Origin of the sequence: Arthrobacter sp. CAN_A212, from assembly GCF_015752345.1 — a bacterium.
In the GTDB taxonomy this organism is placed as follows: Bacteria; Actinomycetota; Actinomycetes; order Actinomycetales; family Micrococcaceae; genus Arthrobacter_D.
In genome coordinates this window covers 315,896-329,527 of the sequence record NZ_JADOUT010000002.1, presented here as the reverse complement: position 1 = coordinate 329,527, position 13,632 = coordinate 315,896, and the positions used below count along the sequence as shown (strand labels likewise).

Below are 13,632 nucleotides of genomic sequence, written 5' to 3'. Positions count from 1 at the left end.
GGCATTGTTTCCCGGCGAGCCGATCACAATGTCGTCACGGTTGTGCAGCGTCAGCCACAGTCGCATAAAGAAAGCATGCTGACCATAGCCGGGGCTTTTCAGGCTTACTACCGTTGAGGGGAGGAACTGGCCGGGCATTCGGGACGTTGACCCAAATAGCTAGCCAACCGGCGGACAATACGTAAGCCGGTTACAGAGCACGGGCAGCCCGCTGGGGTGCTGCCGACATCCGAGCATAGGGCAGCATGGAATCGAAACGGCCATCATCCGACACCGGACGCCGACTGGCGAGCTCATATACAGCCCAGGACGGCAATCTGGCGGTCCTCATCAACTCTCCCGAATTTCCCATTACTTCCCGCATTCGCCGCCGTAGCACGGAAAGCGCTGAACAGCGCCTTTCTGGGCTGGAAGCCCTTCGCCGCCCGCTGGTGCAGGCCGTCCTGGACGCCCGCGAACTCTGCGAACGAACCTCGGAGATTCCGCTCGGCCCCGAAGCCTCACCTGCCGATGGCAGCGCGCCAGTCTCCGGCACCCCTACCTTCGGACAACTGTTGGTCTGCGCAGCCGTCAAGGATCTTGAGGAACTCGACGACCGGCTCCATGAGGCACGCCTCCGGGGCTAACGCTCTGGAGGAGCAGGTCAGCCGGTCAGCGCGGGGATGATGGCGCCTGAGAATACCTGCCACGCGAGCGCGGTCTTGGCAATGAGGCTCAGCGTGATGTAGACGCGTTCGCCGAAGAGGTAGTCCCGCCACGGCCCCACCTGACGGTATTGGAGCAGCTGGTTGATCGCGAACGTGTTGAAGAAAATGAACAGCGAGATGATGATGCCGTACACGAAAGCGGGCGGCTCCGCAGCGCTGGTCGACCCGGGGGAAATGAAATAGATCAGGATGACGATCCACGGCACCAATCCGACCAATGACCCGAGGATGAAAGGCAGAAAGTTTCCGCTGCCGGGTGTCTCGTATTTTTCCTGCAGGGCGCCAAAACCAATCATCGCTGCGTTGGCGGCGAACAGGGAAACCAGTGCGGCGACGTCGGTAATCCCGGTGGTCTGGGCAATCAACCAAATCATCACTGACGAACTGATCGAGTACTCGACCCAGCGGAAGTAGTTGCGGTTTGCCCGCAGCCCGGTCCCGTAGCGCGGGAAGAAGAGCGGCGATGCGACGGCAAAATGGAACAGCGCGGAGATCGCGAGGAAGAGGACAACTCCAGCGCCCACATTAACTGCGAATAGATCCACCCGCTCGGGGGGCAACGGGAACCCGGGTGGACCCGACAAATAGTCCGCGGTCACACCGAAAGTGACCTGCGTATCGAGCATTGCCAGGATGACCCCAAAGACGACGGCCTGCACCAGATGCAAGGACCCGGCCACAAGGTTGTAGGGGCGGAGACGACGGATGTTCTCGTCGGGTGTACGGGTTGCGCGCGCCATGGGAATCTCCTTGGGCAGTGGACGTTCTCCCTGTGTGATCCTCACGGTAACACCTGCGGATACCTACCGCGCGTGCTCCCTGGGACCTCCTGGTGACCGTCCCTGTCATCTTGCAGCAGCTGACAGTTTGTGTAAATCCCCTGGCGACCGATGCATCATTGGAAGTCGGCTGGGTAGATACTGCGCGTTTCCGTCCGGCGGTTCCGCCCCCGAGTCCAATCTGACGGATAAATTTTGGGCAGTACTTTGGCGGCCGCGAGCGCTGCATACATGACGGTGTTGATAGCGACGAAAGCCGCCAGAACTGCGAACAACTCGGAGTGCAGAACTGATTCCGGAAACAGGACCCCGGCGGGCACAACGGAGAGAACCGACATCGGTTAGCCCACTTCCTGGGGTAGGTGTTGTCCCTCGTGGGTGACGTGCTTCCAGGTCGCCTGCCGACGGAAGGCGATATCAAGGATCCCCTTGACGTACACAACGTTCAGGACCATGTCGAAGCACAATTCAGGAAACAGGGTGGCCGCCAACACGCGTGCGCGCCATCCACCCTTCCAGACCGTGACAACCCGTTCGATCATGAAGAGCACCCCCAGGCTCAGCCAGAAAGGGAACCAGATCCATTCCTCCAGCGACAGTAACGTCACCAGAATCAGTAGCAGGAAAGAGCCGAGGGCGATAACCCCATAGCCAATACCCAGCTGCTGAGCCCAGTACCGCATGGTCTGAGACCTGACGCCGTAGGCGCCCAGATTCTCCAGAGCGCCACGCTGCCACCTCAGCCGCTGCGCCCACAGGGTTCCCCACCCTGGCATCAACTCGGTGACCACAGTGCACTGGGCGGGCGACACCATCTGGGCGCCCAGCGACTTCAGCGCAATCGTCAACTCATTGTCCTCAGTCAATGCAGCAGTGTCATAGACCTTGCCCGGCTCGCCCGGGATCAGCACTCCGCGGCTCTCCGCCACGGTCCGGAGGGCGAGGGGGCGAAACATCGACGCTGTACCGGTCAGCACGAACACTCGACCCCGGCGTCGGCGGATTTCACGTGCATACCTGATGTATTCGTTGCGCTGGAATTGGCCCAGCAACCCGTGGCCCTCCTCACCGTAGAAGAGGCCGCCAATGGCCATCAACGCCCTGTCCGCGGTGAACCGCTGGATCGCTGCCTCAAGAAAGCCGTCGTCCAGCCTGGTGTCGGCATCCATCACCATGACGACGTCGTTGTCCCGCTGGCCCGGAAGGAGTTGGGCCAGCGCCTGGTTGAGCGCTCCCCCCTTCTTGTGCTCATTATCGACAGAAATGAACACCTCAACACCAGCCCTTCGGGCGACGTCGGGAGTGGAGTCGGTGCAGTTGTCGGCCACCACGATCACCCGGTCGGGGGGATGAGACTGTGCCAGCAGCGAAGCAATAGTAGCGGGCAACGAAACTTCCTCGTTGTGGGAGGGAATCAGAACCGTCACCGTAACCGGACCCGCATACACCCCACGGGTGGCCGCCATGACAATCTTCGGCGCGAGCGGACTCGCTGACGCATCATTTGAGCGTCGTGACCTCGATGCGATGCGCCGTTCCAACAACGCAACACCCACCGCGAGCAACAGGGCCATAGCCACTGCCGTCAGGATCACTCGTAGCGTGGGCGCCTCGGAATCGTAGAGGACACGCCAGAAACCCAGGAGGTAACCCTCGGTCGGTTCGTCACGTACCTGCGGGTCTCCGCTGGCGACGGCAAACCAGAGAAGCGCCGCTGCGCCGCCTGCCAAAACCGCTATGAAAATGCCGACCCACCGCTGAAACCAATTAGCCCCCATGAGTGAAAGCTAACACAAGGGTCGCTCAGGCGAACTGACCCTGGTGCTTATCGCTGGGTATGTGCCCAGCGCTCCACGAGTTCCTCATGCGCCTCCAGCAGTTCCTGGGTGCGGTGCGGGTCCAGGGCGGCGAGCGCATCCAGCAACGAGATAGCCAGGACGACGGCGGCGGCGTGGGAATCGAATACCAGGTCGGTGCCGACGGGCGCGACCAGGAGGGCGTCGACGTCGTTCGCAAAGGGCACCAGGGGGCTGTCGACGATGGCCACCGTGGCCATGCCGAGCGACCGGGCCTGCGCCAGTGCCCGGACCGTGACCGCCGGGTACCGGGGCATCACAAAAGCCACGACCGCTGTGGCGCCATTGCGGTGCAGTTGCAGGATCGCGTCATCCATGGAGGCGGCATCGGAGAGTACATGCACGTCTGGCAGTACCCGGCGGGCGAAGTACCCGAGGTACTCGGCAAGCGCGGCCGAAACCCTGAGGCCGATGATGCCAAGCGGCTGGGTACCGGCGAGCAGGTCGATGGCCCGCTGCATCTGTTCGCTGGCAACGGTGCGCTCGAGGGCGCCGATGTTCTGCTGCTCGAACTCGAGGATGGTCGGCCGTTCCGCACCAGCGCCGTTGAGCGCGGCCGTTTTGCCGCGCACCACGTCGCGGATGGCGCTGCGGAATTCGGGATAGCCGGGGTACCCCAGCGCGGTCGCCAACCGGGTGACGGTGGGCTGGCTGACCCCTGCCGCCTCGGCCACATCGATGGTCGAGGCGAAGGCCACGTCCGGGAGGGAGGCGAGCATGTATTGGATCACGCGGCGCTGGGTGGGCGAGACCCGGTGGCGGTGCGCCAGGTCCACCAGCCAGTCATGCGCGCGGTCGGCTGATGATTGGTCGCTCAGCACAGTCGGTCCCCCGGTTTCGGTAACATCATCGTTTGGTGATCCCGCTCACTATGAATAGCATGATACACAGCTACACCACGTGCATGAAAAAATTCACCTTCGGAGGTTCTTTTGTCAGATCAGGGACACCGCGAAATTTGGCTTCGATTCCTCAGCGGCCCGGATATTGACTCACTGGAACTCACCCGTCCCGAGATCATCAAGGCTGTCGACGACGTCGTCGCCTCCCATGGCCGCGGCGAGACGGTCTTCGAACCCCGCATGCACCTGATGCCCAACAATGGCGGGGTAGGGCACTTCAACGTTCTGCGCGGCCATGTCTCGAATCTGGGCGCCAATGGCATCAGCGGCGTCAAGGTGGTGGGTGACTTTGTCCCCAACTACCTGCAGGGGCTGCCCAGCGAACTCGCGATGGCCACCCTGTACGACCCGACCACCGGAGTCCCGCTCTGCGTCATGGATGCCACCCTGGTCACCGAGGTTCGCACCGGCGCCATGACCGCCGTCGGCGCCAAGCACCTGGCCCGGAAGGACTCGAAGATCCTGGGCCACGTGGGGGCCCGAGGCACCGCCTTCTCCAACGTCACCATGCTGGACAGCATGTTCGACTTCGACGAAATCCGGGTGACCAGCAAGCGCCCCGAATCCCGTGAGGCCTTCGCCGAGCAGCTGCGCGCCGAGATCAGCACCCCGGTACGCGTGGTGGACACCGCCGAGGAAGCGTTCGACAACGCAGACATTCTGGTCGAGGCGTCCCGCCTGAACGAGCCCGCCCCGCTGTTGCGGACCGGCGTGGTCAAGCCCGGCGCGTTTGTGGTGCCCTACGGCACGGTCAGCGCCGTCGAACTGGATCTCCTGGACGTGATGGACAAGGTGGTGGTGGATGACTGGCGTGAGGCGCAGTCGGGCCGGTTCGGGGCACTCCGCCCGCACGTGGACACCGGACGGCTGTCCCCCGAGACGCTGTACGCGCAGCTTGGCGAGATTGTCAGTGGGCAGAAGCCTGGCCGGGAAAACGACGACGAGCGGATCCTGCTCTGGCACCGCGGACTGTCAATCCTCGATGTCGCGGTAGCCCACCTGATCCTCACCAAGGCGGAGCAGACCGATACCGGAACCATGCTCAGGTACCGGTAGCGCCGAATGCATCACACCCACGCCCCGGTTGACCACCTCACCGTGCTGCGCATCTCCGACCCCCACCAGCTGGACGCCCCCGCGATCGCCGAGATTGCCGGAGGCCGGCCGCTGCGGCTGGAAAAGAGCCTCCTTGACGCCATCTCGGCACAGCGTCTGGAGGTGCTGGAGCTGCTCGACGACGGCAACCCCGTCTACGGAGTGAACACCGGGATGGGCGCCGCCAGCGAGGTTCCGCTCGATGTCATCGCGCAGTCCCGGCACCAGGACAACCTCATGCTTGCCCGGGCGGTGGGATCGGCGCCCTGGCTGAACCGTCCGGAGACCCGTGCGGTCATCGCGGTCCGGTTGAGGACCTTCCTTTCCGGTGATGCCGGCGTTTCGGCAGAGTTGTGTGTCAGGTTGGCGGAGCTGCTCAGCATGGATCTGCTCCCGGCCATCCCCCGCACCCGCATTGGCGCTGCCGGCGAAATCATCCCCCTCGCCCACCTCGGCGGAGCCCTCACCGGTTCCGGCGCGTTCCTGGCCGACGGGGGCGCGGCACGCTCGACCGGTCACGCTGCCGGCGGCACGACTGTCCAGGTCACCGGTCATACCGCCGGTCATATCACGGGCGACGCCGCCGTCGACGCCGCCGGAGTGCTCGAGGCGGCACAGATGGCGCCCTATTCCTATGGCACCAAGGAGGGCGTGGCGCTGATCGAGGGGGTTCCGGTCGCCACGGCGCTTGCCATCCTGCTGGCCAATGATGCCCGGCTGCTGGCCGCCCAGGCTGTTGCTCTCACGTCGGCTGAGATCGCCCTGGTGGGGGCGAGCCGGGACCCGTTTGATCCCGCACTGGCCCGCGCCGACGCGGAGCTGGGCACGGTGCTGGGGGCGATCCGCCAGCTCGCCGGTTCCGACCCCGCTCCCCGCACCCTGCAGTCGCCTCTCTCCTTCCGGGTGCTGGGCCCGGCCGTCGCCCAACTGCTTCGGTCGATTGCGACGGTGGATGCCGCCGTCGGACGCGCCCTGAACGGTGTCACCGATTCGCCGGCCTACCTGGCTGGGCGGTTTATTGGAACCGCGGGGTTCGACGGGTTCGATCTGGCCGCGTCCCTCGATGGGCTGCGGCTATCCCTGATCCACGTCGCGGAGACGTCGGCGGCCCGCGTGCACCGGCTGCTGGACGAGCGGTTCACCGGCCTCCCCCGGCAGCTGTCCGGCCAGCCGGGCCTGCACGCGGGGATGGTCGCCGTGCACAAGCGGACCGTAGGCGTCGTGCATGAACTGGTGGCCGCGGCGCGACCCTCCAGCGTCGGCGCTATCGAAACATCCTTCGGGCAGGAGGACGTGCAGAGTTTCTCCGCGGAGGCCGCCGAGGCATGCGGTCACGCGGCAGTCGGCCTACGGGACGTCTTCGCATGCGAACTGCTCACGGTGATCCAGGGAGTCCGGCTGGCCCAGGACCCACTGGAACACGTGGACCAACGGCTCGGGACGCTGGTGGACGACGCGTCCGCCCTGTTGCCCGCAGGCACCGATGACCGCGCGTTCGGTAAAGATATTTCCCTGCTCAACGAGCTGCTCGCTAGTGGCTGGGGCCGCTGGGTGGCGACGGAGGAGCTGTCGATTCCCGCGCAATGAAGATCGGGCGGAACATCACCCGGCCACTGGCAGTCCCCATGCCCTCGGGCATGGTGAGGGCACTGACGGCCGCATCGACGATGGCCTGTTCGTCCCAGCCGAAAGTGGTCAGCTCGGGGCTGACCAGCGATGCCAGCTCGCTGTCGTCGAAGCCGAGGATCGACAGGTCCGCCGGTACCCGCAGCCCCAGGTCCCGCGCGGCACGGTAGGCGCCGAACGCAATCGAGTCCCCCAGGCAGAACAGCGCTGTGGGCCGCCTGCGACCGGCGAGCAGCCGGGATGCGGCGTGAGCAGCCCCGTGCACTGACGACGGCGACGACGACACCGTAACCGTCAGCCCCATCGACTCCCCCAGACTCCGGGCCAGCAGTTCCGCCGGCCGACCCGGGGTGGTGGGCAGCGTGGGCGCCAGCAACCCGACGGTGCGGTGGCCCAGGTCAGCAAGATGCTGCAGCGCGGTGCCGACTCCGTACTCGTTGTCGAACAGGACGCTCTCCGATTCCGGGCGCGCCGTCAGCGCATCCCCGATGGAGACGATGCGCGTCTGCTCCGGCACCTCTGCCCAGTACCCGGCCGAGGGATCGACCGGGAGCGCGATAATGCCGTCCACCCGCTGGGCCGCCAGTGAGCGCAGGACCGCCGCCTCGCGCTCGGGCGAGCCGTCGACGTCGGCAATGATGGAGGACAGTTCCTGCGCCCGAAGCTCCTCGGACAGCATCACGGCCAGGCCCTGCCGCCATAGGTCGCGGAGGGAACCCACGATCGCGACGTTGCCGCTGCGCCCGCTGGCGAGGGCCCGGGCGATCGGGTCGGCCGAGTACCCCAGTTCGTCGGCGATGGCGCGCACCCGGGTCTGGGTGGCTTCGGAACCCTTCAGGCCCCGCAGCGCATAGGAGGTGGCGGCCTTCGACAATCCCGCAGCGTCAGCGATGTCCTGGAGTGTCTTACGTTGGGCCCCGGTCATCAGACCAGCATACGTCCGGAGCGTTACCGACTGCCCCAGCGGTGGGGAATGGCGGTTGACAAACCGATGTGTGAACCGGTTCAATTGATAGTAAGTGAACCGGTTCACAACAGCAGCCTGCTTTGTATCTTCCGCTTCCCGAACCCCCCAGTCGGTTCCTCCTACTCCCGCTCAGCGAAAGGGCATCATGCGCACGGATTGCCACCAGCACCTGTGGCCCGCCGCGTTTGTCGATGCGCTCCGCAACCGATCGCAGACTCCCCGCCTGAACGGGTGGGAGCTCCTTATCGACGGTGAAGCGCCCTACGCCGTCGACCCGCTGGCCCATGACCCAGCGATCCGCCGCGGCCGCGAAACCCGCGAGGGCAAGGACCAGGTGCTGCTGTCCCTGTCGAGCCCCCTGGGGATCGAACACCTGCCGTTCGAGGAATCGCGCGAATTGATCGAGGTGTGGCACACCTCGGCGCTGGAGCTCGGCGACCCCTTCCTGGTGTGGGCGGCGACGCCGGTGAGCGAATTCGATCTCGACAGCCTGACCCGCATCCTGGAACACGACCGGGTGGTGGGGCTGCAATTGCCTGCCACCGCGCTGGCGGACCCGGACGCGATCCGCCGCCTGCAGCCTGTCCTTGACGTGGTGCAGGCCGCCGACAAGCCGGTACTGATTCACCCCGGCCCGGCACCCGTTACCGCCGGAACACCCTCCTGGTGGCCGGCCCTGGTCCCCTACGTCTCCCAGCTGCACGCCTCCTGGCTGGCGTGGCACACGGTGGGACGGGCTCAACACCCCACGCTGCGGGTGGCCTTCGTGGCCCTCGCCGGACTCGCACCGCTCCACCACGAACGGCTGGCAGCCCGCGGCGGCAGCTTCGGGGCCGTGGACCCGCTCGTGTACTACGAGACCTCCTCCTACGACACCCGGGCGATCGACGCCACCATCCGGGTGGTCGGTGTCGACCCGATCATCCACGGCTCCGACCGACCCTACGCCGAACCCCGCGACCCCGGCCTCGGCCACGCCTTCACCCACGCGCTCTTCTCTGCCAACCCTCAACATCTCCTGAAAGGAACACCACGATGACCACGGCACCTCCGCAGGGCCACGCCCTCACAGAATCAGACGTTCCTGCCCTGCCCGGGCGCACGCTCAGCCAGAAAGAACTGCAGGACTGGGTGACCACCCTCGCGGCCCGGCCCGACCTGTGGGAACACCACATCAACCACGAGGGCGGCGAACGCCATTACGCCTCCGTCTACCGGGACTCCACCATCGACGTCTGGCTGCTCTGCTGGAACACGCAAGACGATACCGGCTGGCATGACCACGACATTTCCTCGGGCGCCGTCGTCGTCACCCATGGCGCAGTGACCGAAGCGAATCCGCGGATGAACGGCGAACCCGTCCGCCGGGTCGTGGAGGCCGGCAGGTCCTTCTCCTTCGGACCGGACCACGTGCATCGGATGGGCGGCTCCGTCGACGGATCAGTCTCGATCCACGCATACTCCCCGCCGCTGTGGCGGATGGGCCAGTACGCGATTGGCCGCAACGGCGTGATCCGCCGCATGTCGGTCAGCTACGCCGATGAGCTGCGCCCCATGGATGACGAGAGCGTCATCGAGAAATACAAACAGCTCCAGTCGGTCACCGACGAACTGGCTGGACGCTAGAGCCGTACTGACTGGAGAACCGGACGAGGCCCGGCAGCAGCGCTAGTGCTGCCGCCAGGTCATCCCCCAGGGGACGGTCATCCGTTTCGGGGTCCAGCCCTGCCGCCAGGTACTCGAACGCATCCCGCACTGGGGCGCTTCCCAGCCGGTGGGGCGCCATGCGCAGCGCCCGCACGGCCGCGACGGCTTCGAGCGCGACGACGGCCGGCGCCTCCGCCGCTAACTGACGCAATTGCCGGGCCCCCTGGGTGGCGAACCCCGCATGCTCCTCAAGGCCGAGGGAAACGCTGATACCCGGCCCGTTGGCCGGCGTCACCAGGGTGCGCAGGACCGAGAGCACATCCTGCGCCACGTACTCGGCGATCATGAGCCCCGAGCTGCCACGCGGTCCGGCCGACAGGAAGGATGGCAAGCCGCTCAGTTCGGGGCGGAAGAGGTGGGACAGTCTCGCCGCCGAGAGGGAGATCACCGGGTAGACGGCGGACCGGGTTCCGTCCAGCGCCGCCGACAGCATCGCGAGGTGGAACTGGCCGTGGTGGAACACCCCCTCCGACGTCATCAGGGGGTTCTCGGCGGCGCCATTACACTCGGTTTCGATGACCGAGCGCAGCCGTTCAAGGGCGTCGAGCGCCGGGGCATGTACTTGGGGCAGGGCACGCAGGGCGAACGGATCCTGCAACCGGGCTGGCACCGCCGGGGTATCCGGTCCCGTCAACTGGCGCACCGACGACGCTACCGCCGTCTGGTGCGGATGGTTCCTGCCCTGATGTACGGCGGGGGCATAGGGCTCTGGCGACCCCTCGAGAGCCAGCAGGGTCAGCGAGGACACCACTAGGGCACTCTTGAGCAGTTCCTCCATTGCAACGGCCCCCTGCGCTGCGGTGGCCAGCGTGAGGGCGCTCGAGCTCATGAAGGGCAGCGAATCGGTGTCCTCGAAGTGGACTGGGGCAATCCCGCCCACCTGCCAGGGGCGGTCCCCACTCAGGGTGAGAGCCAGTTCCGCCATGGCCGCCAGATCGCCGGTGCCCAGCCCACCGAGGCTATGGATACTGGCGACTGCCCCGTTGTTGAGCGCTTCCAGCAGGCCGACGACCACACCGGTGCTGATACCGGAACCACCGGCCAGGAACTGGTTCAGCCGGACGGCCATCGCGGCGCGGACGGTGGTCTCCTCATCGACCCGGCCCGCCCCGGCACAATGGCTCAGCAGCAAACGTCTCGCGTGGGCCGCCCGGATTTCCTCCGGCGACCCGCTAACCTCCACGTTCAACGCCCGGTTGGCCCCGACGCCGGTATTCGCGCCGTATACCCGCCCCGATTCGCGGGCCCGAATTAGCACGTCATTCGACGTCTTCAGTGCGGCCAGCACGCCGTCGGGCACGTGAATACGGGCGGATCCCGTGGAAATAGTAATAAGATCGTCAAGTGTCAGCGAGGCGCCGTCGAGCACCACCCGATTGATGTTGTGCTCGGAAGTCATGGGTGCACCGTTGTCCTTTGTATGTCGTCTATGTAAGTAATCTCACAGATTAGGCCGACTGTCTATTCATTCGCTGAAACTATGAATCAACTTATTCACTGCCGGTTATTAGGGCTGGTGCAAAGGAACCTGGAGAGCCACCGTGATCACGTTTGACAAGGTAAGCAAGACTTTTCCGGATGGCACCCTTGCCGTCGAGAACCTCGACTTTGAATTGCCGACCGGCAAGATCACCGTATTTGTGGGCCCCTCAGGCTGTGGCAAGACCACCTCGCTGCGGATGATCAACCGGATGATCGAACCAACGGGCGGCCGGATCCTGATCGACGGCAAGGACGTCATGAGCCAGGATGCCGCCCTGCTGCGCCGCTCAATCGGGTACGTCATTCAGCACGCCGGACTTTTCCCGCACCGCACGGTCATTGAGAACGTCATGACCGTGCCCAACCTCATCGGGACCGACAAGAAGAAGTCGCGGGCAAGCGCCATGGAGCTGCTGCTCCGGGTGGGTTTGACCGAGAGCATGGCCGACAAGTACCCGGTGCAGCTCTCGGGAGGCCAGGAACAGCGCGTGGGAGTGGCCCGGGCTCTGGCCGCCGATCCCCCGGTCATGCTGATGGACGAGCCGTTCAGCGCCGTCGACCCCATCGTCCGTGCGGGACTGCAGACCGAGTTCCTGAGGCTGCAGGGCGAATTGGGCAAGACCATCGCCTTCGTCACCCACGACATCGACGAGGCCATCAAGCTCGGCGACATGGTGGCGGTGTTCCGGGAAGGCGGGCACCTGGCCCAGTACGCGTCACCGCAGGAACTTCTCGAGAACCCCGCCAACGATTTCGTCGCCGACTTCGTCGGCCGCGACCGCGGCTTCCGCAGCCTTTCCTTCGATTCTTCCGAGGTGCTGGTCCTGGACACCGTCGAGTCGGTGCGTTCCGGCAGCGAGATCCTGATGCTCGACGACGCCGGCCGCCCGCTCGGTTGGGCCGGACCGGGGATTGCCGACGAACGCTCACCGCTCTCGGTGGCGGGCACGTTCACCGCTTCGGACTCCCTGCGGGTGGTTACCGATCTCGCGATCAGCTCCCCCGTCGGGATCGCCGTCCGGGTCAACAACACCGGCGCTGCAGACGGCATCATCAGGCACCCGAGCCTGGTCCGCCAGCTGGATGAGCGACGCCGGCAGCGCGCGGGGAACCCCTCATGATCGACTACATCAACGGCAACCGCGACATCATCCTGAGGGCGTTCCAGGAGCACCTCTATCTGGCGTTGATTCCGGTCATCCTGGCAATCATCATTTCCCTGCCGCTGGGCTACATCGCGGTCCGCTACAAGAAGCTCTACTACCCGCTGGTCAACATCAGCAGCATCCTCTACGCAATCCCGTCCCTGGCGCTGTTCCTGCTGCTGCCACCGATCATTGGGACCGGAGTGCTATCCCCCCTGAACATCATCATCGCGCTGACCGTCTACAGCGTTGCACTGATGGTCAGGGTGGTAGCTGACGGCTTGAACTCGGTTGACCCCGCGATCACCCAGGCGGCGACTGCGATGGGCTACCGGCGGGTCCGGCGACTTTTCTCGGTGGAACTGCCCATCGCCCTGCCGGTCATGCTTGCTGGGCTGCGCGTGGCCACGGTCGCCAACGTGAGCATCGTGAGCGTGGGGGCGTTGATCGGCGTCGGCGGTCTGGGAGCCCTCTTCCTCAGGGGCCTGCAGCTTGATTACCTGGCGCCGATTCTTGTGGGAATTATCCTGTCGGTCCTGCTGGCAGCGACCTGCGACATCATCATTGTGCTTGTTCAACGACGATTCACGCCCTGGGTGCGTGCGGGAGGACGGGCCTGATGGACTATCTCGAGTATCTTCTGGACCCCGAGCACTGGGATTTGGCCGTGAACGGCAACATCCCCTCGCTCATCGTCGACCACCTGTACTACACGGTGATCACCCTGCTCATCGCCTCGCTGATTGCCATCCCCGTGGGGCTGTACATCGGCCACACCGGCCGGTTTTCCTTTGTGGCAATCAACGCCGGCAACGCCGGGCGGTCGCTGCCGACCCTGGGACTGATCATCCTACTAGTGACAGTGATTGGATTTGGGCTGCTGCCTGTCGTGATCGCCCTGGTGATCCTCGCCATTCCACCCATCCTCACCTCGACCTACGCAGGGCTCAGGGCAATCAATCCCGCATCCGTCGATGCGGCGAAGGGGATGGGCATGCGTCCCCTCCAGATCCTGTTCCGGGTGGAAATTCCCATCGCTTTGCCGTTGATCCTGAGCGGTCTGCGCAGTGCCACCCTGCAGGTCGTCTCGACCGCCACTGTGGCTTCCTACGTGGGCCTCGGCGGCCTGGGCAGGCTGCTCGTCGACGGTCTCGCATTGAATCAGTACGACCGGGTGATCGCCGGGGCCGTCGTCGTCGCCCTCCTGGCCATCGTGCTGGACCTGATCGCTTCCGGCCTGCAGCGGTTGGTGGTCTCCCCCGGCGTGTCCGGGCGCGCACTCACCCGGACATCCAACAAGCCCGCACGATCCGCCCCCGAGGCAGCACCGGCAGCCGCGGGCTAAGCTTGAGAAACCTGACCGAAA

13 protein-coding genes are annotated in these 13,632 nt (G+C 65.3%); 8 read left to right on the top strand and 5 right to left on the bottom strand.

Going from position 1 to position 13,632, the window contains the following annotated elements:
• Positions 1 to 245: 245 nt before the first annotated feature.
• Positions 246 to 626 (top strand): hypothetical protein, encoded by a 381-nt coding sequence (locus IWX64_RS04150; protein WP_196865887.1) that lies wholly within the window; start codon positions 246 to 248, stop codon positions 624 to 626.
• Positions 627 to 643: 17 nt separating this feature from the next.
• Here the strand turns inward: IWX64_RS04150 and heR are convergent, their stop codons facing one another.
• From heR to IWX64_RS04135, 3 genes are all read right to left on the bottom strand, one after another.
• Complete coding sequence (gene heR, locus IWX64_RS04145) at positions 644 to 1,447, bottom strand: heliorhodopsin HeR (protein WP_196865886.1); 804 nt, start codon at positions 1,445 to 1,447, stop codon at positions 644 to 646.
• Positions 1,448 to 1,827: 380 nt separating this feature from the next.
• Positions 1,828 to 3,216, bottom strand: a complete 1,389-nt coding sequence (locus IWX64_RS04140) for a glycosyltransferase family 2 protein (protein WP_334683140.1) — start codon at positions 3,214 to 3,216, stop codon at positions 1,828 to 1,830.
• Between the two features lie 95 nt (positions 3,217 to 3,311).
• The gene (locus IWX64_RS04135) at positions 3,312 to 4,163 is read right to left on the bottom strand and encodes a MurR/RpiR family transcriptional regulator (protein ID WP_196865884.1); all 852 of its coding nucleotides are present in this window, start codon (positions 4,161 to 4,163) and stop codon (positions 3,312 to 3,314) included.
• A 111-nt stretch (positions 4,164 to 4,274) separates the two neighbouring features.
• Here IWX64_RS04135 and IWX64_RS04130 point away from each other — a divergent pair, with 111 nt between their 5' ends.
• Positions 4,275 to 5,300, top strand: a complete 1,026-nt coding sequence (locus IWX64_RS04130) for an ornithine cyclodeaminase family protein (protein WP_196865883.1) — start codon at positions 4,275 to 4,277, stop codon at positions 5,298 to 5,300.
• Positions 5,301 to 5,306: 6 nt separating this feature from the next.
• A complete protein-coding gene (locus IWX64_RS04125; protein ID WP_196865882.1) occupies positions 5,307 to 6,926 on the top strand; it encodes an aromatic amino acid lyase in 1,620 nt (539 codons plus the stop codon).
• On the opposite strand, the gene IWX64_RS04120 is transcribed toward IWX64_RS04125, so the two are convergent.
• Entirely contained in the window at positions 6,871 to 7,890 is a 1,020-nt protein-coding gene (locus IWX64_RS04120; RefSeq protein WP_196865881.1) for a LacI family DNA-binding transcriptional regulator, read from the bottom strand. The two genes, IWX64_RS04125 and IWX64_RS04120, sit on opposite strands and share 56 nt — an antisense overlap.
• Before the next feature lie 187 nt (positions 7,891 to 8,077).
• Between IWX64_RS04120 and IWX64_RS04115 the strand changes: the two genes are divergently transcribed.
• Together IWX64_RS04115 and IWX64_RS04110 are read left to right on the top strand one after the other, a co-directional pair.
• Positions 8,078 to 8,971, top strand: a complete 894-nt coding sequence (locus IWX64_RS04115) for an amidohydrolase family protein (RefSeq protein ID WP_196865880.1) — start codon at positions 8,078 to 8,080, stop codon at positions 8,969 to 8,971.
• Positions 8,968 to 9,558: a cysteine dioxygenase gene (locus IWX64_RS04110; protein ID WP_196865879.1), complete on the top strand. Its 591-nt coding sequence runs from the start codon at positions 8,968 to 8,970 to the stop codon at positions 9,556 to 9,558. Before IWX64_RS04115 ends, IWX64_RS04110 begins: the two co-directional genes overlap by 4 nt.
• On the opposite strand, the gene IWX64_RS04105 is transcribed toward IWX64_RS04110, so the two are convergent.
• Positions 9,533 to 11,038, bottom strand: coding sequence for an aromatic amino acid lyase (locus IWX64_RS04105; protein ID WP_196865878.1), 1,506 nt, complete (start codon positions 11,036 to 11,038; stop codon positions 9,533 to 9,535). The genes IWX64_RS04110 and IWX64_RS04105 overlap by 26 nt on opposite strands.
• A 142-nt stretch (positions 11,039 to 11,180) precedes the next feature.
• On the opposite strand from IWX64_RS04105, the gene IWX64_RS04100 reads away from it, so the two are divergent.
• The 3 genes from IWX64_RS04100 to IWX64_RS04090 are packed head-to-tail and all read left to right on the top strand — an operon-like array spanning position 11,181 to position 13,611.
• Positions 11,181 to 12,242, top strand: a complete 1,062-nt coding sequence (locus tag IWX64_RS04100; protein WP_196865877.1) for an ABC transporter ATP-binding protein — start codon at positions 11,181 to 11,183, stop codon at positions 12,240 to 12,242.
• On the top strand, positions 12,239 to 12,886 hold the full coding sequence (locus IWX64_RS04095; RefSeq protein ID WP_196865876.1) for an ABC transporter permease: 648 nt from the start codon (positions 12,239 to 12,241) through the stop codon (positions 12,884 to 12,886). The genes IWX64_RS04100 and IWX64_RS04095 overlap by 4 nt, the downstream gene beginning before the upstream one ends.
• Positions 12,886 to 13,611, top strand: coding sequence for an ABC transporter permease (locus IWX64_RS04090; protein WP_196865875.1), 726 nt, complete (start codon positions 12,886 to 12,888; stop codon positions 13,609 to 13,611). The genes IWX64_RS04095 and IWX64_RS04090 overlap by 1 nt, the downstream gene beginning before the upstream one ends.
• Positions 13,612 to 13,632: the final 21 nt, after the last annotated feature.

Coding starts and splice junctions, on each gene's coding strand:
- IWX64_RS04105 (WP_196865878.1), bottom strand. CDS start 11,038: ATGACTTCCGAGCACAACATCAATCGGGTGGTGCTCGACGGCGCCTCG.
- IWX64_RS04095 (WP_196865876.1), top strand. CDS start 12,239: ATGATCGACTACATCAACGGCAACCGCGACATCATCCTGAGGGCGTTC.
- IWX64_RS04090 (WP_196865875.1), top strand. CDS start 12,886: ATGGACTATCTCGAGTATCTTCTGGACCCCGAGCACTGGGATTTGGCC.
- IWX64_RS04125 (WP_196865882.1), top strand. CDS start 5,307: ATGCATCACACCCACGCCCCGGTTGACCACCTCACCGTGCTGCGCATC.
- IWX64_RS04150 (WP_196865887.1), top strand. CDS start 246: ATGGAATCGAAACGGCCATCATCCGACACCGGACGCCGACTGGCGAGC.
- IWX64_RS04115 (WP_196865880.1), top strand. CDS start 8,078: ATGCGCACGGATTGCCACCAGCACCTGTGGCCCGCCGCGTTTGTCGAT.
- IWX64_RS04110 (WP_196865879.1), top strand. CDS start 8,968: ATGACCACGGCACCTCCGCAGGGCCACGCCCTCACAGAATCAGACGTT.
- heR (WP_196865886.1), bottom strand. CDS start 1,447: ATGGCGCGCGCAACCCGTACACCCGACGAGAACATCCGTCGTCTCCGC.
- IWX64_RS04120 (WP_196865881.1), bottom strand. CDS start 7,890: ATGACCGGGGCCCAACGTAAGACACTCCAGGACATCGCTGACGCTGCG.